The following is a 26,915-nucleotide window of genomic DNA, read 5'->3' as shown; positions in this document are numbered from 1 at the left end:
TTCTGCGCCCCGCCCGCGTCGTGCGTTTGCCCAGGTCCGGCCCGTTGTCAGTGGCCGGGTGCACGATGGGGGCATGGCAGGCGCTGCGCTCGACTCGTTCTCCCCCGCGACCCGCTCGTGGTTCACGGGGGCCTTCGTCACGCCCACCGACGCGCAGGAGGGCGCCTGGCGGGCGATCGGGGAGGGCTCCGACGTGCTGGTGGTGGCCCCCACCGGCTCCGGCAAGACCCTGGCCGCGTTCCTCGCCGCCCTCGACCGGCTCGCGTCGACCCCGCCGCCCGCCGAGTCGAAGAAGCGCTGCCGCGTGCTGTACGTATCGCCCCTGAAGGCCCTGGCCGTCGACGTGGAGCGCAATCTGCGCAGCCCTCTGACGGGGATCCGCCAGGAGTCGGTCCGCCTGGGCCTGCCCGAGCCGGACATCCGGGTCGGGATCCGCTCCGGCGACACCCCGCCCGCCGAACGGCGGGCGTTGGCCACCCGCCCGCCGGACATCCTCATCACCACGCCCGAGTCGCTGTTCCTGATGCTGACCTCGGCGGCCCGGGAGGCCCTCGCCGGGATCGAGACGGTGATCCTGGACGAGGTGCACGCGGTCGCGGGGACCAAGCGCGGCGCCCATCTCGCCCTCTCCCTGGAGCGGCTGGACGAGCTGCTGCCCCGCCCGGCGCGCCGGATCGGACTGTCGGCGACGGTGCGGCCGGTGGACGAGGTGGCCCGGTACCTGGCGCCGCGCGGCAAGGTGGAGATCGTCCAGCCGCCGTCGGCCAAGGAGTTCGACCTGTCGGTGGTCGTCCCGGTGCAGGACATGGGCGAGTTGGGCGGCTCCCCCGCGACCGAGGGCAAGGAGGGCGGGGACAAGCCGTCGATCTGGCCGCACGTGGAGGAGCGGATCGCCGACCTGGTGCAGGCGCACCGCTCGACGATCGTGTTCGCCAACTCGCGCCGGCTCGCGGAGCGGTTGTGCAACCGGCTCAACGAGATCGCGTACGAACGGGCCGTCGGCGAGAAGCTGCCCGAGCACTCCTCGCCGGCCGAGGTCATGGCCCAGTCGGGCGCCGCGCTGGGCGCCCCGCCGCTGCTGGCCCGCGCGCACCACGGCTCGGTGTCCAAGGAGCAGCGGGCGCTGGTGGAGGAGGACCTGAAGGCGGGCCGGCTGCCCGCCGTGGTCGCCACCTCCAGCCTGGAGCTGGGCATCGACATGGGCGCGGTGGACCTGGTGGTGCAGGTGGAGTCGCCGCCCTCGGTGGCCTCCGGGCTGCAGCGGGTGGGCCGGGCCGGGCACCAGGTGGGCGCGGTCTCCACCGGGGTGGTCTTCCCCAAGTACCGGGGCGACCTGGTGCAGGCGGCGGTGGTCACCGAGCGGATGCGCACGGGGGCGATCGAGTCCCTGCGGGTGCCTTCCAACCCCCTCGACGTACTGGCGCAGCAGCTGGTCGCGATGGTCGCGATGGACACGTGGCAGCTGGACGACCTGCTCGCCCTGGTGCGGCGGGCCGCGCCCTTCGCGGCGCTGCCGGAGTCTGCGTTCACGGCGGTGTTGGACATGCTGGCCGGGCGCTATCCGTCGGACGCGTTCGCGGAGCTCCGGCCGCGCGTGGTCTGGGACCGGGTGGCGGGGACGGTCACGGGCCGGCCGGGTGCCCAGCGCCTCGCGGTCACCTCGGGCGGGACGATCCCCGACCGGGGGCTCTTCGGTGTCTTCCTCGCGGGCTCCGACCCCAAGAAGGGCGGCGGCCGGGTCGGGGAGCTCGACGAGGAGATGGTCTACGAGTCCCGCATCGGGGACGTCTTCACCCTGGGCACCACCTCGTGGCGGATCGAGGACATCACCCGCGACCGGGTCCTGGTCACCCCCGCCCCCGGGGTGCCGGGCCGGCTGCCGTTCTGGAAGGGCGACCAGCTCGGCCGGCCGCTCGAACTGGGCCGCGCGGTCGGCGCGTTCCTGCGCGAGCTCGGCGGCCTGGGCGAGGAGGACGCCCGGCTGCGGCTGCTGGCGGCCGGCCTGGACGCCTGGGCCGCCGAGAACGTGCTGGCGTACCTCGCCGAACAGCGCGAGGCCTGCGGTCACGTCCCCGACGACCGGACCATCGTGGTCGAGCGGTTCCGCGACGAACTGGGCGACTGGCGGGTCGTCGTCCACTCCCCCTTCGGCGCGCAGGTGCACGCCCCGTGGGCGCTGGCGCTGGGCGCCCGCCTCGCCGAGAAGTACGGCATGGACGCGCAGGTGATGCACGCCGACGACGGGATCGTGCTCCGGCTGCCCGACGCGGACCTGCTGTCCATGGACCTCCTGGACCACGACCCGGCGGCCGCGCACGGGTTCGAGTTCGACGACGAGAAGGCCCCGCTGGGCGCGGCCGATGTCGCCTTCGACCACGGTGACATCAACCAGCTCGTCACCGACCAGGTCGGCGGCTCCGCGCTGTTCGCCTCCCGGTTCCGCGAGTGCGCGGCCCGCGCCCTGCTGCTGCCGCGCCGGAGCCCCGGCCGGCGCACTCCGCTGTGGCAGCAGCGCCAGCGCGCCTCCCAGCTGCTCCAGGTGGCCTCGGAGTTCGGCTCCTTCCCGATCGTGCTGGAAGCCGTACGGGAGTGCCTCCAGGACGTCTTCGACGTGCCCGGCCTGACCGAGCTGATGGGGGACATCGAGGCGCGCCGCGTCCGGCTGGTCGAGGTGACCACGCCGGAGCCCTCCCCCTTCGCCCGTTCCCTCCTCTTCGGTTACGTGGCCCAGTTCCTCTACGAGGGGGATTCGCCGCTGGCCGAGCGCCGGGCGGCCGCGTTGTCGCTGGACTCCCGACTGCTGGCGGAGCTCCTCGGCCAGGCGGAGTTGCGCGAACTCCTCGACGCGCAGGTGCTGGAGGAGCTGGAGCGGGAGCTCCAGTGGCTCACGGAGGACCGGCGGGCCAAGGATCCCGAGTCGGTGGCCGACCTGCTGCGCCTGCTGGGCCCGCTGACGCAGGACCAGTTGACCGAGCGCGGGGCGGATCCGGCCTGGGCCGGCGAGCTCGCCGCGGCCCGCCGCGCCATCGCGGTCCGGATCGGCGGCGCGGACCACTGGGCCGCGATCGAGGACGCGGGCCGACTGCGGGACGCCCTCGGCACGGCGCTGCCCGTCGGCGTCCCGGAGGCGTTCACCGAGCCGGTCAAGGACCCGCTCGGGGACCTGCTGGCCCGGTACGCCCGCACCCACGGGCCCTTCACCACGGCCGCCGTCGCCGCCCGCTTCGGCCTGGGCGCGGCGGTGACCGAAGGCGCCCTGCACCGGCTGGCCGCGGCCGGCCGGGTGGTGCAGGGCGAGTTCCACCCTGCGGGCATCGGCCAGGAGTGGTGCGACGCGACGGTGCTGCGCAGGCTCCGCCGCCGCTCCCTCGCCGCGCTCCGCCAGGAGCTGGAACCGGTGCCGCCGACCTCGCTGGCCACCTTCCTCCCCCAGTGGCAGCACCTGGGCGGAGCCCTGCGCGGCCTCGACGGGCTGGCCCGGGCGGTGGAACAGCTCCAGGGCGCCCCGGTCCCGGCCTCCGCGCTGGAACGCTTGATCCTCCCGTCGCGGGTGAGCGGGTACTCCCCGGGCCTGCTGGACGAACTGACCACGGCGGGCGAGGTGGTCTGGGCGGGTGCCGGCGCCCTCCCGGGCAAGGACGGCTGGATCTCCCTCTACCTGGCGGAGGCGGCCCCGATGCTGCTGCCCCCGCCGCACCCGCTGGAACAGAGCCCCCTCCACCAGGCGGTCCTGGCGTCGCTGGCGGGCGGGTACGGCCTGTTCTTCCGGCAGATCGAGCAGTCGATCCGCGGCGAGTTCCCCGAGGTGTCCGACGTCGCCCTCTCCGAGGCCGTATGGGATCTGGCCTGGTCGGGCCGGCTCACCAACGACACGCTGGCCCCGTTGCGCTCGCTGCTCGGTTCGGGCCGCACGGCCGGCTCGACGGCGCACCGGGCCCGGCGCACCGTCCCCCGCGGCCGGTACGGCACGCTCAGCGCGACCGTGTCCCGTACCGGCCCGCCCACGGTCTCCGGGCGCTGGTCCCTGCTGCCGGCCGCGGCCCCCGACCCGACGCACCGGGCCCACGCCCTGGCCCGCACGCTGTTGGACCGGCACGGGGTGGTGACCCGCGGGGCGGTCGCCGCGGAAGGGGTGGAGGGCGGCTTCAGCGCGGTCTACCGCGTCCTGTCGGCCTTCGAGGACAGCGGCCAGGCACGCCGGGGCTATGTGGTGGAGGGGCTGGGCGCGGCCCAGTTCGCGATGGACGGGGCGGTGGACCGGCTCCGGGCGGCCGAGCGGACCCCGCCCCCATTGGCGGCGGTGGTGCTGGCGGCCGCCGACCCGGCGAACGCGTACGGCGCGGCCCTGCCCTGGCCCGAGCCGCCGGCCGGGGCCACCCACAAGCCGGGCCGCAAGGCGGGCTCCCTGGTGGTGCTGGTGGACGGGGAGCTCGTCCTGTACCTGGAGCGCGGCGGCAAGACCCTGCTGGCCTGGCCCGCCCCTGAGGACCCCCGGCTCACGGCGGCCACGGCGGCCCTGGCGGGCGCCTCCCGCGCGGGTACGCTCCCGGCCCTCACGGTGGAACGGATCAACGCGGCGGCGGCCCTGACCTCGCCCCTGGGCCCGGCCCTGGAGGCGGCCGGCTTCCACGCCACGCCGAGGGGGTTGCGCCTGCGCTCCTGACAGCCGCAAACGGTCCCGACCGTGTCACTCGCGTCCTGAACATGTCACAAACCCGCCGCCGGGCGCCCTTCGACGGGCCGATCCGCCTATTGATCCTTTATCAAGGTGATCACAGGCATTGCACGGCGATGCACCGTCATGGGGGACGAAGAAGAGTGAGCACCATCAGCATGCGCAACACCACCCTGGGCGCGGTCGGTCTGGCCGTCGTCGGCAGTCTGGTCCTGACCGGCTGCAAGAACGGCGACGAAGAGCGCCCGGCGCAGCCGGCCGCGTCCAGCCCGGGCGGCACCGCCCCCGCCCCCGGCGCCTCGGCCAGCCCGTCGACCGGGGGCAGTGCGGCCCCCGCCGGGGCCCCGGGCACCGCGAAGTCCGGCCAGGCCTTCAAGATCGGCGAGGCCGCGGAGGTGCCGTACGACTACGGAGACTTCAAGGGCAGCCGGATCGCCCTCACCGTCACCGCGATCGAGCAGGGCACGCCCGCCGACCTGGAGGGGCTGAACCTGGGCGACAAGGCGAACGGCAAGGTCCCGTACTACATCCGCTACACGGTCAAGAACATCGGCACCACGGACATGACGTACGCCGCGGTCGGCCATGTGAAGGGCTTGCTCGGGGACGGCACCGGGGCCCAGAGCCTGGCGGTCATCGGCACGTTCGAGAAGTGCAAGACCGAGTCCATGCCGAAGGGCTTCACCAACGGCCAGACCCAGACCAGTTGCGCGATAGCCCTGGCCCCGTCGGCCCAGGTGAAGGTCGCCGGCGCCGAGTACGCGGGCAACCCGTACAACGCGATGAGCAAGGGCGAGGGCATCACCTGGAAGTGAATCCACCGCCGCGGCCCGGTCCCCCGTCGGGGTCGCCCGCCGGACCGCGGGGAGGGCACAGCCGGGCCCGGCATCGCCGACCCGCGCGGGCCGGGAGCGCACAATGAAGCCATGCCCGAAGGCGACAGCATCCGGCGCGTGGCGACCCGGCTCCACACCGCCCTCGCAGGCCGCCCACTCACCCGCAGCGACCTGCGCGTCCCCCGCTTCGCCACCGCCGACCTCACCGGCCGCGTCACCCTCGACGTCACGCCCCGCGGCAAACACCTCCTCGCCCGCTTCGAGGGCGGCCTCACCCTGCACAGCCACCTCCGGATGGACGGCGCCTGGCACGTCTTCGCCCCCGGCGAGAAGTGGCGCGGCGGCCCCGCCCACGAGATCCGGGCCGTCCTCGGTACGGCCGACCACACGGCCGTCGGCTACCGCCTCCCCGTCCTGGAGCTGATCCGCACCGCCGAGGAGGACCGCGCCGTGGGCCACCTCGGCCCCGACCTGCTCGGCCCGGACTGGGATCCGGCCCTCGCCGCCGCCCACCTCCTCGCCGCCCCCGAGCGCGCCCTCGGCGAGGCCCTGCTCGATCAGCGCAACCTCGCCGGGATCGGCAACATCTACAAGGCCGAGCTCTGCTTCCTGGCCCAGGTCACCCCGTGGACCCCGGTCGGCGCGCTCCCCGAATCCGCTCTCCCCCGGCTGGCCGCCGCCGCCCACCGGCTGCTGTCCGCGAACACCGGCGAGCGGCCGGGCCCGCGCAACACGACCGGCAGCCGCCGCCCCGGCCAGGACCTCTTCGTCTACGGCCGCACGCACCGTCCCTGCCTGCGCTGCGGAACCCCCGTCCGCGAGGCCCCCCAGGACGGCCGCCCCACCTACTGGTGCCCCCGCTGCCAGCAGGGCCCGACCCCCTGAACACCGCCCTCGAAGTGCCGGATCCGACCGACCACACCGATTGACGGTCCGTCAGATACGGTCGTACGGTCCCGGCATGCCCACACCCACAGCCCCGTACGGCCTCACCGGCCGCACCGCCCTGGTCACCGGCGCCGCCAGCGGCATCGGCCGCGCCACCGCCGTCCTGCTCGCCGAAGCGGGGGCGCACGTGCACTGCGCGGACCGCGACGAGCAGGGCCTCGCCGAGACGGCCGCCCTCGTCGCCAAAGCCGGCGGCGCCGCCACCGTCCACCCCCTCGACGTCACCGACCGGGCCGCGCTCCGGGCAGCCGTCACCGCGGCGGGCCCGCTCGACATCACGGCCGCCATCGCCGGGGTCATGCACACGAGCAGCGTCCTGGAGACCACCGACGAGGACCTCGACCGGATCCTGGACATCAATTTCAAGGGGGTCCTGCGCACCTGCCAGGAAGCCGCCCGCTCCATGATCGCCGCGGGCCGCCCCCGGCTCCCTCGTCACCATGGCCTCCGGGGCCGTTGACGCCGCCCAGCCCGGCCTGCTCTGCTACAGCGCCGCCAAGGCCGCCGTCGTCCAGCTGACCAAGACCCTGGCCACCGAGGCCGGCCGGCACGGCATACGGGTCAACGCCGTCGCCCCGGGCTGGATCCGCACCCCCATGACCGGCCGCCACGGCCCCGAGGTCCAGGAGCAGACCGAGGCGGCGATGGTCCGGATGTCCCCGCTGCGCCGGGTCGGCGAGCCCGAGGACGTCGCCCGGGCGGTGCTCTACCTGGCCTCGGACGCCTCGTCCTTCATGACGGGTCAGATCCTTCGCCCGAACGGTGGGGTGTCCATGCCCTGGTAGCCCCGTCGGCCACCCGCCGCACCGCCCGCCGCGCCTTCCGCACCGGGCCCGGCACACAGTGCACCGGCAGCAGGCCCAGCCCCCAGCCGCCCACCGCCACCGCACCCTCCACGGCCCCGGACTCGGCGGGCGCCAGCACCAGCCGCAGCACGGCCCACCACCACAGCGCCCCCACCGTCAACGCGAGGACCGACACCGACACCGCGGGCATGCGGGGCAACCGCCGCACGAACGCCTCCCAGGGGCCGGAACCCGGACGGCCCCATCCTCCCGCACCCCCCGCGCCCCCGCACCCAGAACGGCCGGGAGCCCCGGCCGGTGCACTAGGCACCGGCCGGGGCTCCGGCCACGCTCAAACACGCACGTGCTCGCTCACGCGGCTACGACATTCACCGCTTCCGCAGGCGCCTTGATGGTCACCCGCTCCGGTCCACCCGTGACCGAAGCCATGGAAACCGAATTGAGCATCGGGCGGACCGGTACGCTGACCGGTTCGCTTGCCGCGGCCGACTGTGCCAGCTCGGCCAGCGACAGTTCGTCACTGACTTCGCGCATCAGCTCGGACATCCGTACGTCCAACGCGTCGCAGATCGCGGAGAGCAGCTCGGAGGATGCCTCCTTCTGCCCCCGCTCCACCTCGGAGAGATAGCCGAGCGAAACTCGGGCCGACGAGGAGACTTCGCGCAGAGTACGGCCCTGGCGCTGGCGCTGCCGACGCAGCACGTCACCCAGCAGGCGACGGAGCAGAATCATCGGTGGCTCCCTCCTCTGACCGTGTAGCCGCATCCTTCACGCCCCACCGTACCGCCTCGCGCCGCGGCCGTGCGGGGAGCGATGTCGTGTTCACTCAGGGCTGCAAACATCAAATCCCCCCGTTCTGTTCCGTATCCTGCCTCCGCGCATTCTCACGGAGTTGGTCCGAGAGAAGCCTGAGCACTGTGCGTGCACTCTCCCTACGGATTTCCGCGCGGGAGCCTTTCAACCTCAGACGGACCGTTTTCCTGCCCCCTGGACCGTCCACCGCGACGAAAACCGTGCCCACCGGCTGCCCGTCCTGCGGCTCCGGACCGGCCACCCCGGTGGTCGAAATCCCCCACGAGGCGCCCATCACGCGCCGCACACCGGCCGCCATCTCCGCCGCGACCTGCGCGTTCACCGCACCTTCGGCCTCGAGCAACCCCGCGTCCACCCCGAGGACCCGGTGCTTGACCTCCGTCGCGTAGGCGGTGACCGACCCGCGGAAGGACCGGGAGGCTCCGGGAACGGCCGTGAGCTCCGCGGCCACCATGCCGCCGGTCAGCGATTCCGCCACGGCGAGGGTCTGGTCACTCTCCGCGAGCAGACGCAGCGCATCCGCAGCCACTCCGGTCGCACCCACCGCTCCCGAAACGGCTTCCGCCGGAAAATCCCCCGCCCCGTGGGTCACCGCGCGGCCCGCTCCGCAGCCCGCTCCTCGGCGAGACCCTGGCGGCGCAGCACGACCGCCTGACGGATGTAGTCCAAACCGGTGACGACGGTCAGCACGACGGCGAGCGCCATCACCCAGAAGCGCATGGTCGCCAGCGCCCCGGTCAGGGCGAGTACGTACATGCCCACGGCCGTGCCCTGGGCCAGCGTCTTCAGCTTTCCGCCCCGGCTGGCCGGAATCACGCCGTAGCGGATGACCCAGAAGCGGAGCGCCGTGATCCCGAGCTCCCGTCCGAGGATCACCCCGGTCACCCACCAGGGGAGGTCACCGAGCCAGGAGAGGCAGATCAGCGCCGACCCCATGATCGCCTTGTCGGCGATGGGGTCGGCGATCTTGCCGAAGTCCGTGACCAGGTTGTACGTCCGGGCCAGGTGCCCGTCGAAGATGTCCGTGATCATGGCGACGGCGAAAGCCGCCCAGGCCCAGGCCCGCCACGCCGGGTCGTAGCCGCCGTCGGCGAGCAGCAGCACGACGAAGCCCGGCACGAGCACGAGCCGGATCATCGTCAGGATGTTGGCGATGTTCCACAGGCTGGCCTGATTGACCGCCGCGGCCCCCAGCTTCGCGCCGGGTACCGGCCGACGGCCGGTCCCGCCCGCCGCAGATGCCGGGACTCCGGTCATCCGGCCGCCTCCTCAAGATCCATGCCGAGGGGCTCGGCGACCAGGTCCACACCCAGGGTGCCGACCACCTTTGCCGTGACGATACGCCCCGGGACCAGGCCCGTGCTGTCCGTGAAGACCACCTGGCCGTCCGTTTCGGGCGCCTGGTGCGCGGCGCGCCCGTAGGCGCCCTCGCCGTCCTCGTCGACCGCTTCCACGGTCTCGACGAGCACTTCGAGGGTCTCCCCGATGCGCTCCTCGGCACGCTGCGAGGTGAGCTCCTCGGCGAGCCGCTGCATGTGCGCGAGCCGCTCGGCGATGGTGTCCTCGTCCAGCTTGTTCTCGTAGGTGACGGCTTCGGTGCCGTCCTCGTCGGAGTAGCCGAAGACGCCGATGGCGTCGAGGCGCGCGTGGGTGAGGAAACGCTCCAGCTCCGCGAAGTCCGATTCCTTCTCGCCGGGGAAGCCGACGATGAAGTTGGAGCGGACGCCGGCCGTCGGGGCCTTGGAGCGGATGGTGTCCAGCAGCTCCAGGAAGCGGTCGGTGTCACCGAAGCGGCGCATGGAGCGCAGCACGTCGGGCGCCGAGTGCTGGAAGGACAGGTCGAAGTACGGCACGACCTTGGGGGTCGAGGTGAGTACGTCGATCAGGCCGGGCCGCATCTCGGCGGGCTGGAGGTAGCTGACGCGGACGCGCTCGATGCCGTCCACCTCGGCCAGCTCCGGCAGCAGGGTCTCCAGCAGCCGGATGTCGCCGAGGTCCTTGCCGTACGAGGTGTTGTTCTCGGAGACCAGCATGATCTCCTTGACGCCCTGCTCGGCCAGCCAGCGGGTCTCGCCCAGCACGTCGCTGGGGCGGCGGGAGATGAAGGAGCCGCGGAAGGACGGGATGGCGCAGAAGGAACAGCGCCGGTCGCAACCGGAGGCCAGCTTGACCGAGGCGACCGGGCTCTTGTCCAGGCGGCGGCGCAGGGGCGCGCGCGGGCCCGAGGCGGGCGCGAGCCCGTCCGGCAGGTCAGCGGGGGCCTCGGCCGGCTCCTCGGCGGGCGCCGACTGGGCGTGGCCCGGGAGGGAGACCTCGGCGTCCTGGCGCGCGGCCGGGCTGATCGGCAGCAGCTTGCGCCGGTCGCGCGGGGTGTGGGAGGCGTGGATGCCACCGTTGAGGATGGTCTGGAGGCGGTCGGAGATGTCGGCGTAGTCATCGAAACCGAGGACTCCGTCGGCCTCGGGGAGCGCTTCGGCGAGTTCCTTGCCGTAGCGCTCGGCCATACAGCCGACGGCGACGACGGCCTGGGTCTTGCCGTGATCCTTGAGATCGTTGGCTTCCAGCAGGGCGTCTACGGAGTCCTTTTTGGCGGCTTCGACGAAGCCACAGGTGTTGACGACGGCTACGTCCGCATCGGCGGCGTCCTCGACGAGCTCCCAGCCATCCGCCGCCAAGCGGCCTGCGAGCTCCTCCGAGTCCACCTCGTTACGGGCGCAGCCAAGAGTGACAAGGGCGACGGTACGGCGTTCGGGCATGGACTCAAGACTACTTCGTCCCGGCGTCGGCCCCTGCCGCAAGTCCCCGTACAGCAAGATCCCCGGGGTGCGGCGCAGCACCCCGGGGATCCGGATTCAAGCCTTCCGCCCTAGGGCGGTCCCGCGTCAGCCCGCCTGGGGCTGGTCCTGGAGGGGGTCGGCCTTCGTGTATTTCAGACGCTCCACCTGACCCGACTGGAAGTCGTCCTTGATCTCCTTGCCGTTCACGAAGAGCTTCACGGCCCCGGCGTCGCCGAGCACGAGGTCGACGGACTCCTTGTCCGTGAAGGTCTTGGACTCACCCTGCGCGAGGGTGCCGTCGAAGAGCAGCCGTCCGGTGGAGTCCTTCGCGGAGATCCAGCTCTCGCCCGTGTCGGCCGTCAGGACCACGGTGACGAGGTCCTTGGGCGCGGCGGCGATCGCACTGTCCGAGGGCTCCGGCTTGGGCGCCTGCGGGGTCTGCTGGGGCGGGGTGACCGGCTTGGCGCCGGTCTGCTTGGGTGCGGGCTTGGGGGAGGCGGAACCTTCCGCCACCGGGCGCTTGTCCTTCTCGTCGCCACCGCTGAAGGCGGTGAAGCCCACGAAGCCGATCACGGCGACGATGGCGGCGACCATGGCCGCGGTCCAGTTGGGCCGCTGCCGCTCAGGGCGGATCCGCTCGGCTTCGAACATCGGCGCGGCGGGCGTGGGTGCCGGCCGGCCGCCGTGGGCCGCGTCGTAGCTCTCGACCAGGGGTGCCGGATCGAGGCCCACGGCGCGGGCGAGCGTACGGATGTGACCGCGGGCGTAGACGTCGCCGCCGCACCGCGTGAAGTCGTCCTCTTCGATCGCGTGCACGATCGGGATGCGCACGCGGGTGGTGGAACTGACCTCGTCGACGGTGAGCCCGGCGGCGATCCGGGCCTTCTTGAGGGCCGTCCCGATGGACGGGCCTTCGACGGGACGTTCGACGATGCGGTCCTCGGACCGGTCGTCGGTCGAAGGCCGCTCTTCTTCGGGGGAGTTGGAGTTGCCGATGGACACGTGGGCGCCTTTCGAGCGTGTAGCCACCTGCTGGAAGTCCAGTCTAGGGGGGTGACGAAAGGGTGGAGCAACCGGAGGGTGCACTCCCTACGCCATCCGAATGGCGAAGGGAGGTCATGCTCGGGTGCGGCGGCCCGGCGCCGTGAGCGAGCTCGTGCGCCTACCGCCACCTCTCTTCAACTTGACGCGGGCCCAAGGGAAACGGTTGCCCGCGATTTCATTACGGATGGGCCTCGCCGCGGATGACCGCGAGCACTCCGTCCAGGTCATCGGCCTTCAGCAGGACGTCGCGCGCCTTCGAGCCCTCGCTCGGGCCGACGATGCCCCGCGACTCCATGAGGTCCATGAGCCGCCCGGCCTTCGCGAAGCCCACCCGCAGCTTGCGCTGGAGCATCGAGGTGGACCCGAACTGCGTGGAGACCACCAGCTCCGCCGCCTGGCACAGCAGGTCCAGATCGTCGCCGATGTCCTCGTCGATCTCCTTCTTCTGCTTCTGCCCTGCGGTGACGTCGTCCCGGAAGACGGGCGCCATCTGGTCCTTGCAGTGCTGGACGATCCCGGCGATCTCGTCCTCGGTGACGAAGGCGCCCTGGAGGCGGACCGGCTTGTTCGCGCCCATCGGCAGGAACAGCCCGTCGCCCTTGCCGATCAGTTTCTCGGCGCCCGGCTGGTCGAGGATGACCCGGCTGTCGGCGAGCGAGGAGGTGGCGAAGGCGAGGCGCGAGGGCACGTTCGCCTTGATCAGGCCGGTGACCACGTCCACCGAGGGCCGCTGGGTGGCGAGCACCAGGTGGATGCCGGCCGCGCGGGCCAGCTGGGTGATGCGGACGATCGAGTCCTCGACGTCGCGCGGGGCCACCATCATCAGGTCGGCGAGCTCGTCGACGATCACCAGCAGGTACGGGTACGGGCTGAGCTCCCGCTCGCTGCCCGGCGGCAGTTTGATCTTGCCGTCCCGGATGGCCCGGTTGAAGTCGTCGATGTGCCGGTAGCCGAAGGCGGCCAGGTCGTCGTAGCGCAGGTCCATCTCGCGCACGACCCACTGGAGCGCCTCGGCGGCCCGCTTGGGGTTGGTGATGATCGGCGTGATCAGGTGCGGGATGCCCTCGTACGCCGTCAGCTCGACCCGTTTGGGGTCCACGAGGACCATCCGGACGTCCTCCGGGGTGGCCCGGACCATGATCGAGGTGATCAGGCAGTTGATGCACGAGGACTTGCCGGAACCGGTGGCACCGGCGACCAGCACGTGCGGCATCTTGGCGAGGTTGGCCATGACGTAGCCGCCCTCGACGTCCTTGCCGAGCGCGACCAGCATCGGGTGGTCGTCCTCGGCCGCGTCCGCGAGGCGCAGCACGTCACCGAGGTTGACCATCTCGCGGTCGGTGTTCGGGATCTCGATGCCGACCGCAGACTTGCCCGGGATCGGGCTGATGATCCGGACGTCCGGCGAAGCCACGGCGTACGCGATGTTCTTGGTGAGGGCGGTGATCCGCTCGACCTTGACCGCGGCGCCCAGGGTGACCTCGTACCGGGTCACCGTCGGCCCCCGGGTGAAGCCGGTGACCTTCGCATCGACCTTGAACTCGGTGAAGACGTTCGTCAGCGAGTCGACGACCGCGTCGTTGGCGGCGCTGCGGGTCTTGCCGGGCCCGCCCTTCTCCAGCAGGTCGAGCGAGGGCAGGGAGTACGTGATGTCCCCGCGCAGCTGGAGCTGCTCGGCGCGCGGCGGCAGCGCCTGGGTCTGCGGCGGGGCCTTGGTCAGATCGGGCACCGACAGCGTCCCGGAGGCCGCGGCGGTGGTGGCGTGCGGCCGCCCGGCGGCGGGGTCGGCGGCGACCTCGGGGGCACGCTCGGGGGTGTGGTCCGGTACGGGACGCTCCGCGCGGGCGGTCGGCACCGGAGCGGTGGCCTCCGAGCCCTCCCGCTCGACGGCGATCCCCTGCGTGAGGTCGGCGACGAGCGGGGAGGGCGGCATTCCGCCGTAGACCACCCCGTCCAGCGCGGCGGCGGCCGCCGCGGCCACGTCGACGGCGTCCATCCCCCGCTCCATGGCGGGCCGGGCCGGGGTCCTGCGCGGCCTGCGCCGCCGGGCGAGCGCCTCCTCCTCGGCCTCGTCCGCCGGGTCTCCGGAGCCCTCCCCGGCTCCGCCGCGGGCCCGCCACCGCTCCGGGTCGTGCCGCTCGCCGGCGGCGCCCTGGTCCTCGTCCTCGCCGTAGCCCTCGTCGTACTCGTTCGGGGCGATGATCCCGAGCCGGATGCCGAGCCTGCGCAGCCGTTGCGGGATCGCGTTGACCGGGGTCGCCGTGACCACGAGGAGTCCGAAGATCGTGAGCAGCACCAGCATGGGTACGGCCAGCGGCGCGCCCATGGTGAAGATCAGCGGCTTGGAGGCGCCCCAGCCGATGAGCCCGCCCGCGTTCTGCATCGCGGTGGTGCCCTCGTCCCGGCCGGGCGCCCCGCAGGCGATGTGGACCAGTCCCAGGACCCCGATGACGAGGGCGGACAGCCCGATGCCGATGCGGCCGTTGGCATCGGTCTGTTCGGGATGGCGGATGAAACGCACCGCCATGACGCCGAGCAGGATCGGCACGAGCAGGTCCAGCCGTCCGAAGAGACCGGTGACCAGCATCGTGACCAGATCCCCGACGGGACCGCTCAGGTTCGACCAGGTACCGGCGGCGACGATCAGCGCGAGGGCGAGCAGCAGCAGCGCCACGCCGTCCTTGCGGTGCGCGGGGTCCAGGTTCCTGGCCCCCTGGCCGATCCCGCGGAAGACGGCGCCGACCGCGTGCGCGCAGCCCAGCCAGACGGCGCGCACCAGCCGCACCACGCCGCCGGTCGGAGAGGGCGCGGGCTTGGCCGCCGCCTTCTTGACGGGAGGGCGCTTGGCGGCCGCGGCCTTCTTCGCCGGGGGCTTGCGCGCGGGCGCGGCCTTCTTGGCCGGCGCCGTCGTACGGCCGGTGCGGCCCTTCGCGGTGCCCGCGGTGCTCTGGGAACCCTTACCGGACGTACGTGACATGGGCCCGAGGTTACCGGTGCGCGCGCCGGTGGACACGCGTGCCCACCCCTTCACCCGTTCGTGTCGTCAGCTCCGTAGGCGCTTTGACGCACCGCCAGTCCCGACCGGCATACGGTCAGTTCTGCGCGGGCAGGACCGAAGCCCCTCCGGCGGTCCCGGGCTCCAGCGCGTCGAGCGCCCTCCGCAGCCCGGTGAGTTTGCGCTCCAGGTGGGCCGCGGTCGCCACCACGCCGGCGTCGGCCGCATCCTCGCCGAGCTGCTTGGTCAACGCCTCGGCCTGCTCCTCGACCGCCGCGAGCCGGGCGGAGAGCTCGGCCAGCAGTCCGGCCGTCTCCTTGCCCGCGTCCACGCCGTTGGAGCTGCCGCCCTCCAGCTGGAGCCGCAGCAGGGCCGCCTGCTCCCGCAGTTGGCAGTTCTTCGTGTACAGCTCCACGAAGACCGAGACCTTGGCCCGCAGCACCCACGGGTCGAAGGGCTTGGAGATGTAGTCGACCGCACCCGCCGCGTAGCCGCGGAACGTGTGGTGCGGACCGTGGTTGATCGCGGTGAGGAAGATGATCGGGATGTCCCGGGTCCGTTCCCGCCGCTTGATGTGCGCGGCCGTTTCGAATCCGTCCATGCCCGGCATCTGGACATCCAGCAGGATGACCGCGAAATCGTCCGTCAGCAGCGCTTTGAGCGCTTCCTCCCCCGACGACGCCCGGACCAGTGTCTGATCGAGCGCGGAGAGGATGGCCTCCAGCGCCAGCAGATTCTCCGGCCGGTCATCGACCAGGAGGATCTTGGCCTTCTGCACCATGCCCTGTCCTCCTCGCCCCGGCATGGGGCCTCCCCGGCTCCGGGCTCCGGCCTGTGCGCCGGACCCCGCCCCAGAGGACGGCATCCTTGCGCCGTCCGTCCTTGTGCCGGTCATCGTAGCCCCAGTCCTGAGATCGCCACACCCTGTCACCAAGATGTCACTGTGCACGAAGCGGAAACGCGGTGGGAGAGCAGATGGTTCCCCGTTCACCGCCCTCCCACACCGTCTCGGGCACGGTGGGTCGTCGATGGGTGCCCATCCGCTCTCCCGGCGATCACTTGCCGCGCATCCACTGCTCCATCACCGACAGCAGGTAGTCGGGATCGACCGGCTTGGTGACGTAGTCGGAAGCACCGGAATCGATCGCCTTCTCCCGGTCCCCCTTCATCGCCTTCGCCGTCAGCGCGATGATCGGCAGCCCGGCGAACTGCGGCATCCGCCGGATCGCCGAGGTCGTTGCGTACCCGTCCATCTCGGGCATCATGATGTCCATCAGTACGACCGTCACGTCGTCGTGCTGCTCCAGGACTTCGATGCCCTCCCGCCCGTTCTCCGCGTACAGCACCGCCAGTCCGTGCTGCTCCAGCACGCTGGTCAGCGCGAAGACGTTGCGCACGTCGTCGTCGACGATGAGCACCTTCTCGCCGTGGAAGTCGTACGTCCGGGGCGTCACCGGAAGGTCCTCCTCCACGCTGCCCCAGCCGTCCTCGGCCCCCACCACGTTCGGCTGGCCCGGCACCGCCGTGCGCGGCTCCAGATCGCTCGCCGCCTTGCGCCGCCGCCGGAACAGCGCGGCCCCGCCGCCCTGCCCCTGCCCGGCCGGCTCGGCCGCCGACAGCGCCGGCCGCACCGGCTGCGCCTGCACCGACGGCATGGCCGAAGGCCCGGCCTGGGTGCCCGGCAGCACCGGTCGGCCCCCGTCCAGCGACCTGCGGTACAGCTCGCCGCGGGCGCCGCCGGGGGTCGGCGGCGCGTACCCCTGCGGAGGCAGCTCGCTCGGGTGCAGCGGCAGGTACAGCGTGAAGGTGGACCCGCGGCCGGGCTCGCTGGCCGCGTGGATCTCCCCGCCCAGCAGCCGGGCGATCTCCCGGCTGATGGACAGCCCCAGCCCGGTGCCGCCGTACTTGCGGCTGGTCGTCCCGTCCGCCTGCTTGAACGCCTCGAAGATCACGAGCATCTTGCTCGCGGCGATCCCGATCCCGGTGTCCGTGACCGAGAAGGCGATCAGGTCCGCGTCCGCCTCCCGCAGCGAACCGGCCTCCAGCAGCTGCTCGCGGATCGCGGCGGGCACATCGGCGCCGGCCGGCCGGATCACCAGCTCCACCGCCCCCGTGTCGGTGAACTTCACGGCGTTGGACAGCAGGTTGCGCAGCACCTGGAGCAGCCGCTGCTCATCGGTGTGCAGCGTGGCGGGCAGCTCCGGGGAGACCCGTACCGAGAAGTCCAGGCCCTTCTCCGCCGTCAGCGGCCGGAAGGTCGCCTCGACGTAGTCCACGAGCTGGACCAGCGCGATCCGGGTCGGCGAGACGTCCATCTTCCCGGCCTCGACCTTCGACAGGTCGAGGATGTCGTTGATCAGCTGCAACAGGTCCGAACCCGCGCCGTGGATGGTCTCGGCGAACTCCACCTGCTTCGGCGAGAGGTTCCCCTCCGCGTTGTCGGCGAGCAGCTTGGCCAGGATCAGCAGCGAGTTGAGCGGGGTCCGCAGCTCGTGCGACATGTTCGCCAGGAACTCGGACTTGTAGCGCATCGAGACCGCGAGCTGCTCGGCACGCTCCTCCAGGACCTGCCGGGCCTCCTCGATCTCGGTGTTCTTCACCTCGATGTCCCGGTTCTGCTGGGCCAGCAGCTCGGCCTTCTCCTCCAGCTCCGCGTTGGCGGCCTGCAGGGCCTTCTGCCGGTTCTCCAGCTCGTCGGAGCGCTCGCGCAGCTGCTCGGTCATCTCCTGCGACTGCTTCAGCAGCATCTCCGTCTTGGAGTTGACGCTGATGGTGTTGACGCTCGTACCGATCATTTCGGCGATCTGGCTGAGAAAGTCCTTCTGGATCTGCGTGAAGGGCGTGAAGGAGGCCAGCTCGATGACGCCGAGCACCTTCCCCTCGAAGAGCACCGGCAGCACGATCACGTGCGCCGGCGGCGCCTCGCCCAGGCCCGAGGAGATCTTCAGGTAGCCCGGCGGGGTGTTCTCGACGAGAATCATCCGCTTCTCTTCGGCGACCGCCCCGATCAGCCCCTCCCCCGGCCGGAACGACATGGGCATCTGCCCGCCCGCGTACGCGTAACTCCCGCGCATCCGCAGCTCGTACGAACCGTCCGTGCCCCCGTCCGTCCCGATCTCGGTGGTGCCGCCGGCCGGCAGCGCCAAGAAGAAGGCACCGTGCTGCGCGGAGACCACCGGGGTCAGCTCGCTCATGATCAGCGAGGCGACGTCGTCGAGCTCCCGGCGGCCCTGCATCAGTGCGGAGATGCGGGCGAGGTTGCCCTTGAGCCAGTCCTGCTCCTTGTTGGCCAAGGTGGTGTCGCGCAGGTTCGCGATCATCGTGTTGATGTTGTCCTGGAGGACCTGGATCTCGCCCGCCGCGTCCACGTCGATCTTCAGGTTGAGATCGCCGCGGGTCACCGCGGTGGCCACGGCCGCGATCGCGCGCACCTGCCGGGTGAGGTTCCCGGCCATCTCGTTCACGGACTCGGTCAGGTCCCGCCAGGTGCCGTCGACGTCCCGGACCCGGGCCTGACCTCCCAGGATTCCCTCGGTACCCACCTCACGGGCCACCCGCGTCACCTGGTCGGCGAAGGAGGACAGCTGGTCCACCATGGTGTTGATCGTGGTCTTGAGCTCGAGGATCTCACCGCGGGCATCGATGTCGATCTTCTTGGTCATGTCGCCCTTGGCGATGGCGGTCGTGACCATGGCGATCTGCCGCACCTGACCGGTGAGGTTGGAGGCCATGAAGTTCACCGAGTCGGTGAGGTCCTTCCACGTCCCCGAGACGCCCGGCACGTGCGCCTGGCCGCCCAGGCGGCCCTCCGTACCCACCTCGCGGGCCACCCGGGTCACCTCGTCCGCGAACGAGGACAGGGTCTTCACCATCGTGTTCACGGTGTCGGCGAGCTGCGCGACCTCGCCGCGCGCCTCGACCGTGACCTTCTTCGTCAGATCGCCGTTGGCCACCGCCGCCGAGACCTGCGAGATGTTGCGCACCTGGGAGGTCAGGTTGTTGGCCATCAGGTTGACGTTGTCGGTCAGGTCCTTCCAGATGCCCGTCACCCCGCGCACCCGGGCCTGGCCGCCGAGGATGCCCTCGGAGCCCACCTCGCGCGCCACCCGCGTCACCTGCTCCGCGAAGGACGACAGCTGGTCCACCATCGTGTTCACGGTGGTGACCAGTTCGAGGATCTCGCCCTTGGCATCGACGGTGATCTTCTTGGAGAGGTCGCCCATGGCCACGGCCGTGGTCACCTCGGCGATGTTGCGCACCTGGGACGTCAGGTTGTTCGCCATGAAGTTGACGGACTGGGTGAGGTCCTTCCACGTGCCGGAGACCCCCTTCACCTCCGCCTGGCCGCCGAGGATGCCCTCGGTGCCCACCTCCCGCGCCACCCGCGTCACCTGCTCCGCGAAGTTCGAGAGCTGGTCGACCATCGTGTTGAGGGTGTTCTTCAGCTCCAGGATCTCGCCCCGGGCGTCCACGTCGATCTTCTGCGACAGGTCACCGCGGGCCACCGCCGTCGCGACTTGGGCGATGTTGCGCACCTGCGAGGTCAGGTTCCCGGCCATGCCGTTCACGGAGTCCGTGAGGTCACGCCATACGCCGGCCACCCCCGGCACCTGCGCCTGGCCGCCCAGGCGGCCCTCGGTACCCACGTCGCGGGCCACCCGGGTCACCTGCTCGGCGAAGGCCGAGAGCTGGTCGACCATCGTGTTGATGGTGTTCTTCAGCTCCAGGATCTCGCCCCGGGCGTCCACGTCGATCTTCTGCGACAGGTCACCGCGGGCCACCGCCGTCGTCACCTGGGCGATCTGGCGCACCTGCGAGGTCAGGTTCCCGGCCATGAAGTTGACGGAGTCGGTGAGCTCCTTCCAGGTGCCGGACACCCCCTCGACCCGGGCCTGACCGCCGAGGCGGCCCTCCGTACCCACGTCCCTCGCCATCCGCGTGACCTGGTCGGCGAAGGAGGACAACTGGTCCACCATCGTGTTCACGGTGTTCTTCAGCTGGAGCATCTCACCGGAGACGTCCACGGTGACCTTCTGCGACAGGTCGCCGTTGGCCACCGCCGTCGTCACCTGCGCGATGTTGCGCACCTGCCCGGTGAGGTTGCGGAAGGCGGTGTTCACCGAGTCGGTGAGGTCCTTCCACGTACCCGCCGCACCCGGCACCTGCGCCTGACCGCCCAGCTCACCCTCGACGCCGACCTCACGGGCCACACGCGTCACTTCCGCGCCGAAGGAAGACAGCTGGTCCACCATCGTGTTGACGGTGTTCTTCAGCTCCAGCATCTCGCCGGCCACGTCGACCGTGACCTTCTGCGACAGGTCACCGTTGGCCACCGCCGTCGTCACCTGCGCGATGTCCCGCACCTGGGTGGTGAGGTTGCGGAAGACCGTGTTCACCGAGTCGGTGAGGTCCTTCCACGTACCCGCCGCACCCGGCACCTGCGCCTGACCGCCGAGCAGACCCTTGGCCCCGACCTCGCTGGCCACACGCGTGACCTCGTCCGCGAAGGTCCGCAGCGTCTCGGTCATCTGATTGATCGTTTCGGCCAGCTGCGCCACCTCGCCGCGCGCGCTGACCCGTACCTTCTGCGACAGGTCGCCGTTCGCGACCGCCGTGGTCACCTGCGCGATCCCGCGCACCTGGGCCGTCAGGTTCCCGGCCATGGTGTTGACCGAGTCGGTCAGGTCCTTCCACACGCCCGCGACCCCGGGCACCTTCGCCTGGCCGCCCAGCTCGCCCTCCGTACCCACCTCGCGGGCGACGCGGGTCACCTCGGAGGAGAAGGACGACAGCTGGTCCACCATCGTGTTCACGGTGTTCTTCAGCTGGAGCATCTCACCGGCCACGTGCACCGTGACCTTGCGCGACAGATCGCCCTTGGCGACCGCCGTCGTGACGAGAGCGATGTCACGCACCTGAGCGGTGAGCCGGTACGCCATCGTGTTGACGGAGTCGGTCAGATCCTTCCAGGAACCCGACATCCCGCGCACCTGGGCCTGACCACCGAGCTTGCCCTCGGTGCCCACCTCCAGCGCCACGCGCGTCACCTCGTCGGTGAACGCCGACAGCTGGTCGACCAGGTTGTTGACGGTGCGCCCGACCTTCAGGAACTCCCCGCGCAGCGGATGCCCGGCCCCCTCGGCCGCCTGCGTCCGCAAGTCCATCCGCTGGTCCAGATCGCCCTCGGCCACCGCCGACAGCACCCGGCCCACCTCGGACACCGGCCGGGCCAGATCGTCCACCAACTGGTTCGAGGCATCGATCGCGGCCGCCCAGGAGCCCTCACAGGCACCCGTTTCCAGCCGTTCGCTCAGCTTGCCCTCGCGGCCCACCATCCGCCGCACCCGGGACAGCTCCCCGGTCAGGTGGAGATTGCGGTCGGCGACCTCGTTGTAGACGGCGGCGATCTCCGCCATCACGCCCTCGCCGGACACCGTCAACCGCTTGCGGAAATTCCCGTCCCGCATCGACACCAGGGCCGTGAGCAGCCGGTTGAGAGCGGCGGTATCGACCTCCGTCGTGCCACTGCGCCGGGAACGTCCGCCCTTCGGCCTCGTTCCCGTACGCCGTACCGCTGCGCCAGACTCCACCGTGTCCCTCCCGAAAGGGTCGACCACTTTTCCACCGGACGCCTGACTCGTCACGAGCCGGCCTTGCACGCCCGCCCAGTGTTTCACCCTGGCCGAACCCGGCCATAACACTTCGGCACCATCGCACACCCGCCGTACCCTGCGGGTGGAATCCCCGACGACGGCACCATGCCGACCGTGAAGGTAAGTAACCTGGCACCCGATGTCCAACCGCGTCGAAGGAGATTCGTGATCACGGCACGGGCGGCTGCCAGCTTCGATCCCCTCGGGCGCTCGGTCGCCGCCGCCCGCGGGTTCGTCCGCGACACCCTGCACGGCTGGGGCTTCGCGGACATCGTCGACGACGCGGTGGTCCTCACCAGCGAGCTCGTCACCAATGCCGTGGTCCACGCCGGCACCCGGGCCGAAGTCCTGTGCCTGCGCGCCGACGGCGGCGTACGGGTCGAGGTCGCCGACCGGTACCCGGAGCGCGAGCTCCCGCTCCAGCACCCCGGTGAGCGCCCCTACGCCGACCCCGACCGCGAGAACGGCCGCGGCCTGATGCTGTGCGCCGCCCTCGCCACCCGCTGGGGCGTCGAGTACACCGCCACCCACAAGCACGTGTGGTTCCGCCTCGATCTGCCAGACCGGCCGGTCGGTACCCGCTCCGCGGGCCCCGTCGTCCCCGACCAGCTGCTCCCGCTGGCCGACAGCCGGGTCCGCGTCGCCGTGGTCCAGATCGACTCGGACGACGCCATCTCCGCCTGGAACGAGGACGCCGAGCACATTTTCGGCCACCCCGCCGAGAAGGCGCTCGGCCGCCCGCTCGCCGAGCTCGCCGCCTGGCCCCAGACCCCCGGCACCGGAACCGGCATCGCCGAGGCCCTGCGCCTGTCCCGCTGGGAGGGCAGCTACGGCGTCCGCGGCGCCGACGGCCGCGTCATCCCCGTCTTCGCCTCGCACCTGCGGGTCCGCGACGCCCACGGCGAACCGTCCATCGTCTGCCTCCTCGTCCACGACGACGAGCGCGCCCTGCTCCAGACCCCCGTACGGGTACCCACCTCCGACGGCGGCCACTTCAGCGAGCCCCGCCCCACGGACCCCTTCGAGGTCTTCATCGGCTCCCCCGCCCCCGACGACCTCGACGGGCTCCTCCAGCGCACCGTGGAGCGCGCCCGGGACCTCCTCGACGCCGACTCCGCCTTCCTGCTGCTCGCCACCGACGACGAGACCGAGCTGGAGGTCCGCGCCACCACCGGCCTGCCCTCCACCCGGCAGCGCTTCGCCCGCGTCCCGGTCGAGGCCGGCACCAACCGCTACGGCTCCGCCCGCATGCCCGCCGTCCACGACGACCTCATCGCGTCCCCCGGAGCCGTGCCGCTCCTGGAGGCCACCGGCATGCGCTCCGCCGTCACCGTCCCCCTGAAGGTGGAAGGCCGCCTCACCGGCTCCCTCGGCGTCGCCGCCGAGACCCCCGGCCGCTACTCCAACGAAGAGGCCCTGCACCTCCAGTTCGCCGCCGACCGCATCGCCCTCGCCGTCGAATCCGCCCGACTCGGCGAACTGGAGCGCCTGCGCCGCGGTTCCCTCTCCTTCCTCGTCGAGGCCTCGGACCTGCTGGCCGGCACCCTCGACCGGGACCAGACCCTGGCCCTCATGGCCCAGATGACCGTCCCGACCCTGGCCACCTGGTGCGCCGTCTACACCATCGCCGACCAGTCCTCCGACCCGTACCTCTCCTACGTCCTCCACGAGGACGAGGAACGCATCGACGGCCTCAAGGACCTGCTCTCCCAGCTGAGCCCGCCCGAACCGGTCCGCGAGGCCGGCGCCCGCCCGTGGCCGGAGGCGACCGCCTCGGTCGGCGGCGAGACGGTGGTCCTGCCCCTCCTCGCCCGCAACCGCGTGATCGGCATGCTGACCCTCGGCAAGCCGCGCGAAGAACACTTCCGCCAGGAGATCCTCGAACTCGCCGAGGACCTCTCCCGCCGCGCCGCCCTGGCCCTCGACAACGCCCGCCTGTACTCGGAGCGCACCGCGATCAGCCGCTCCCTCCAGCGCAGCCTGTTGCCGCCCGGCTCCCCCGCGATCCCCGGCATGGAGGTCGAGGTGATCTACCGCGCTGCCGGCGAGGGCAACGAGGTCGGCGGCGACTTCTACGACGTCTTCCCGATCCGCGACGGCGCGTACGGCTTCGCCATCGGCGACGTCTGCGGTACGGGCCCGGAGGCCGCCGCCGTCACGGGCCTCGCCCGGCACGCGCTGCGCCTGCTGGCCCGCGAGGGCCTCGGCGGCCCGGCCGTCCTCGAACGCCTCAACGCGGCCATCCTCGACGAGGGCGCCCGCAGCCGCTTCCTCACCCTCCTCTACGGCGAGCTCCACCCCCAGCCCGACGGCGGCGCCCTGATGAAGGTCGTCTGCGCGGGCCACCCGCTGCCGCTGCGCCTGCGCCCGAACGGCCAGGTCGACGCGGCCGCGGACCCGCAGCCGCTGCTGGGCGTGATCGACGACCTGGACCTCTACGAACAGACCCTCACCCTCGACCCCGGCGATGTGCTGCTGTGCGTCACCGACGGCGTGACCGAACGCCGCGAGGGCACCCGCATGCTGGGCGACGACGGCCTCGCCGAGGTCCTCACCACGTGTACGGGCCTCACTGCGGGCGCGGTCGCCTCGCGCGTCCTGCGCGCGGTGGAACGCTTCGCCGCAGAACCCGCGTCGGACGACATGGCGATCCTGGCCTTCCGCGTCCCGGAACAGCGCATGGGCGAATAGCCGGCGCCCGTCTCCGCACGAGCCTGGGCCCGGCGCACGCCGAGCCCAGGCTCATTTCATTTCAGGCAGTTCAGTTCAGTTCAGTTCAGTTCACGGAGGTACGAGTCCGGCGCCGGCCGGTCTTCACCCCGGACGGGCCGACGTGACCTGGCGGGTGGCCGAACGCAGTGCGAAGGCCATCACCAGCTCGAACACGCCCAGCAGGACGAGCCAGAGTCCCAGTAGCCGTGTCAGGGCCACGGCGGAGTCCACCGGGAAGCAGAGCACGACGATTCCGGCGACGGCGCCGAGAGCACCCAGGCCGAACTGCAGGCCCCGGTGGACGAGCGTGTGGTCGGCGATCGCGGTGAACGCCGCGAGCACTCCGGACAGCAACCAAAACACGCCGATGATCAAGCTCAGCGCGCCGATCGTCTGCATCGGATGGCGCAGTACCAGGACGCCCGCCAGGAACGCGAGCATGGCGATCAGGACACCCGCCAGCCTGCTGCCGCCCTCGCGGCTGTGCGAAAAGGCGGTGACGAACCGGAAGGCGCCCGCCACCAGGAACTGCAGACCGATGATGACGGCCAGGACGTGCAGCGTCTCGTCGGGCCAGACGAGCACCAGGATGCCGGGGATCAGGGTCGCGAGGGCAAAACCGAGTGCCCAGTGCCAGGTGCTGCCTAGGTGCTTGAGGACGTCCTCGGGGTCGCCCTGCGTGTGCTGAGGTGCCGCTGCGTCGGGGGGTACGGTCATCACGCCTCCTGGGCCAGCCGAGCGGCCCGTGGGGGCACCTCGAAGCCGCCGGACGTACCTTATCTACCCTTCACATCCATGGTAGGCAGCTCGGCTACGGCCCGCCCCTCCGGTCCTCGGAGGCCTGCGCCGGTCGTCCGGCACGAGCCCGTCCGTGCCGGAAAACAAAAAAGGCCCCCGCCAATTGGCGGGGGCCTTCTTCATTGGAGCCCTTTAACGGAATCGAACCGTTGACCTTCTCCTTACCATGGAGACGCTCTACCGACTGAGCTAAAAGGGCGGGTTGTTCGGCGGCGTCCTACTCTCCCACAGGGTCCCCCCTGCAGTACCATCGGCGCTGAAAGGCTTAGCTTCCGGGTTCGGAATGTAACCGGGCGTTTCCCTAACGCTATGACCACCGAAACACTATGAAATTTGAACGCTGGCATGGACACAGCTGTTCGTTATTTCAGAACTAACACAGTGGACGCGAGCAACTGAGGACAAGCCCTCGGCCTATTAGTACCAGTCAGCTTCACCCGTTACCGGGCTTCCACATCTGGCCTATCAACCCAGTCGTCTACTGGGAGCCTTACCCTCTCAAGGAGGTGGGAATACTCATCTTGAAGCAGGCTTCCCGCTTAGATGCTTTCAGCGGTTATCCCTCCCGAACGTAGCCAACCAGCCATGCCCTTGGCAGGACAACTGGCACACCAGAGGTTCGTCCGTCCCGGTCCTCTCGTACTAGGGACAGCCCTTCTCAATATTCCTACGCGCACAGCGGATAGGGACCGAACTGTCTCACGACGTTCTAAACCCAGCTCGCGTACCGCTTTAATGGGCGAACAGCCCAACCCTTGGGACCGACTCCAGCCCCAGGATGCGACGAGCCGACATCGAGGTGCCAAACCATCCCGTCGATATGGACTCTTGGGGAAGATCAGCCTGTTATCCCCGGGGTACCTTTTATCCGTTGAGCGACGGCGCTTCCACAAGCCACCGCCGGATCACTAGTCCCGACTTTCGTCCCTGCTCGACCCGTCGGTCTCACAGTCAAGCTCCCTTGTGCACTTACACTCAACACCTGATTGCCAACCAGGCTGAGGGAACCTTTGGGCGCCTCCGTTACCCTTTGGGAGGCAACCGCCCCAGTTAAACTACCCATCAGACACTGTCCCTGATCCGGATCACGGACCGAGGTTAGACATCCAGCACGACCAGAGTGGTATTTCAACGGCGACTCCACAACCACTGGCGTGGCTGCTTCAAAGTCTCCCACCTATCCTACACAAGCCGAACCGAACACCAATATCAAACTGTAGTAAAGGTCCCGGGGTCTTTCCGTCCTGCTGCGCGAAACGAGCATCTTTACTCGTAGTGCAATTTCACCGGGCCTATGGTTGAGACAGTCGAGAAGTCGTTACGCCATTCGTGCAGGTCGGAACTTACCCGACAAGGAATTTCGCTACCTTAGGATGGTTATAGTTACCACCGCCGTTTACTGGCGCTTAAGTTCTCAGCTTCGCAACCCCGAAAGGTCACTAACCGGTCCCCTTAACGTTCCAGCACCGGGCAGGCGTCAGTCCGTATACATCGCCTTACGGCTTCGCACGGACCTGTGTTTTTAGTAAACAGTCGCTTCTCGCTGGTCTCTGCGGCCACCCCCAGCTCAAGCAGCAAGTGCTATCACCAGTGATGGCCCCCCTTCTCCCGAAGTTACGGGGGCATTTTGCCGAGTTCCTTAACCATAGTTCACCCGAACGCCTCGGTATTCTCTACCTGACCACCTGAGTCGGTTTAGGGTACGGGCCGCCATGAAACTCGCTAGAGGCTTTTCTCGACAGCATAGGATCATCCACTTCACCACAATCGGCTCGGCATCAGGTCTCAGCCTTAATGAGGGACGGATTTGCCTACCCCTCGGCCTACACCCTTACCCCGGGACTACCACCGCCCGGGC

The 26,915-nt window shown here is 70.7% G+C and carries 13 protein-coding genes, 1 tRNA gene, 2 rRNA genes and 1 pseudogene (1 of these 17 running past the window's edge); 5 read left to right on the top strand and 12 right to left on the bottom strand.

The genetic code is table 11. The features are described 5' to 3' along the window. The first annotated feature begins 73 nt into the window (after positions 1-73). The 4 genes and pseudogenes from OG594_RS31785 to OG594_RS31770 all read left to right on the top strand — a co-directional run bounded on the left by OG594_RS31785 (position 74) and on the right by OG594_RS31770 (position 7,244). Positions 74-4,663, top strand: coding sequence for an ATP-dependent helicase (locus OG594_RS31785; protein WP_266605592.1), 4,590 nt, complete (start codon positions 74-76; stop codon positions 4,661-4,663). 155 nt (positions 4,664-4,818) lie between these two features. Beyond that, the gene (locus tag OG594_RS31780; protein WP_266605590.1) at positions 4,819-5,490 is read left to right on the top strand and encodes a hypothetical protein; all 672 of its coding nucleotides are present in this window, start codon (positions 4,819-4,821) and stop codon (positions 5,488-5,490) included. 111 nt (positions 5,491-5,601) lie between these two features. Continuing rightward, positions 5,602-6,396, top strand: a complete 795-nt coding sequence (locus tag OG594_RS31775) for an Fpg/Nei family DNA glycosylase (protein ID WP_266605588.1) — start codon at positions 5,602-5,604, stop codon at positions 6,394-6,396. A gap of 76 nt (positions 6,397-6,472) precedes the next feature. Further along, a pseudogene (locus OG594_RS31770) lies at positions 6,473-7,244 on the top strand (SDR family NAD(P)-dependent oxidoreductase). 372 nt (positions 7,245-7,616) lie between these two features. Here the strand turns inward: OG594_RS31770 and OG594_RS31760 are convergent. The 8 genes from OG594_RS31760 to OG594_RS31725 all read right to left on the bottom strand — a co-directional run bounded on the left by OG594_RS31760 (position 7,617) and on the right by OG594_RS31725 (position 21,484). Further along, positions 7,617-7,997: a helix-turn-helix domain-containing protein gene (locus OG594_RS31760; RefSeq protein ID WP_030012484.1), complete on the bottom strand. Its 381-nt coding sequence runs from the start codon at positions 7,995-7,997 to the stop codon at positions 7,617-7,619. A gap of 109 nt (positions 7,998-8,106) precedes the next feature. Further along, on the bottom strand, positions 8,107-8,607 hold the full coding sequence (locus tag OG594_RS31755) for a CinA family protein (protein ID WP_323185358.1): 501 nt from the start codon (positions 8,605-8,607) through the stop codon (positions 8,107-8,109). A 59-nt stretch (positions 8,608-8,666) separates the two neighbouring features. After that, positions 8,667-9,335, bottom strand: a complete 669-nt coding sequence (gene pgsA, locus OG594_RS31750; protein ID WP_266605586.1) for a CDP-diacylglycerol--glycerol-3-phosphate 3-phosphatidyltransferase — start codon at positions 9,333-9,335, stop codon at positions 8,667-8,669. Beyond that, positions 9,332-10,834 carry a 30S ribosomal protein S12 methylthiotransferase RimO gene (rimO, locus tag OG594_RS31745; protein ID WP_266605584.1) on the bottom strand — a complete coding sequence of 501 codons (1,503 nt, stop codon included), beginning with the start codon at positions 10,832-10,834 and terminating at the stop codon, positions 9,332-9,334. The genes pgsA and rimO overlap by 4 nt, the downstream gene beginning before the upstream one ends. A gap of 126 nt (positions 10,835-10,960) precedes the next feature. Beyond that, the gene (locus OG594_RS31740; RefSeq protein ID WP_266605582.1) at positions 10,961-11,857 is read right to left on the bottom strand and encodes a helix-turn-helix domain-containing protein; all 897 of its coding nucleotides are present in this window, start codon (positions 11,855-11,857) and stop codon (positions 10,961-10,963) included. Between the two features lie 220 nt (positions 11,858-12,077). Beyond that, positions 12,078-14,876, bottom strand: a complete 2,799-nt coding sequence (locus OG594_RS31735; RefSeq protein ID WP_266605580.1) for a DNA translocase FtsK — start codon at positions 14,874-14,876, stop codon at positions 12,078-12,080. Between the two features lie 115 nt (positions 14,877-14,991). Beyond that, the gene (locus tag OG594_RS31730) at positions 14,992-15,675 is read right to left on the bottom strand and encodes a two-component system response regulator (RefSeq protein ID WP_266605578.1); all 684 of its coding nucleotides are present in this window, start codon (positions 15,673-15,675) and stop codon (positions 14,992-14,994) included. Between the two features lie 274 nt (positions 15,676-15,949). Continuing rightward, a complete protein-coding gene (locus OG594_RS31725; RefSeq protein ID WP_266605576.1) occupies positions 15,950-21,484 on the bottom strand; it encodes a HAMP domain-containing protein in 5,535 nt (1,844 codons plus the stop codon). Between the two features lie 168 nt (positions 21,485-21,652). On the opposite strand from OG594_RS31725, the gene OG594_RS31720 reads away from it, so the two are divergent. Next, positions 21,653-24,238 carry a SpoIIE family protein phosphatase gene (locus OG594_RS31720; protein ID WP_266605574.1) on the top strand — a complete coding sequence of 862 codons (2,586 nt, stop codon included), beginning with the start codon at positions 21,653-21,655 and terminating at the stop codon, positions 24,236-24,238. 123 nt (positions 24,239-24,361) lie between these two features. Here OG594_RS31720 and OG594_RS31715 read toward each other — a convergent pair whose 3' ends face one another. The 4 genes from OG594_RS31715 to OG594_RS31700 all read right to left on the bottom strand — a co-directional run. Continuing rightward, positions 24,362-24,976, bottom strand: coding sequence for an HdeD family acid-resistance protein (locus tag OG594_RS31715; protein WP_266605572.1), 615 nt, complete (start codon positions 24,974-24,976; stop codon positions 24,362-24,364). A gap of 204 nt (positions 24,977-25,180) precedes the next feature. Continuing rightward, positions 25,181-25,256, bottom strand: a tRNA-Thr gene (locus tag OG594_RS31710). A gap of 5 nt (positions 25,257-25,261) precedes the next feature. After that, positions 25,262-25,378: ribosomal RNA gene (gene rrf, locus OG594_RS31705) — 5S ribosomal RNA — on the bottom strand. 76 nt (positions 25,379-25,454) lie between these two features. Then, positions 25,455-26,915: ribosomal RNA gene (locus OG594_RS31700) — 23S ribosomal RNA — on the bottom strand; it runs 1,662 nt beyond the window's last position.

The organism is Streptomyces sp. NBC_01214, from assembly GCF_026340975.1.
GTDB lineage: Bacteria > Actinomycetota > Actinomycetes > Streptomycetales > Streptomycetaceae > Streptomyces.
Note: the sequence above shows the minus strand (reverse complement) of the source record. Positions and strands in the feature narration are given on the sequence as shown.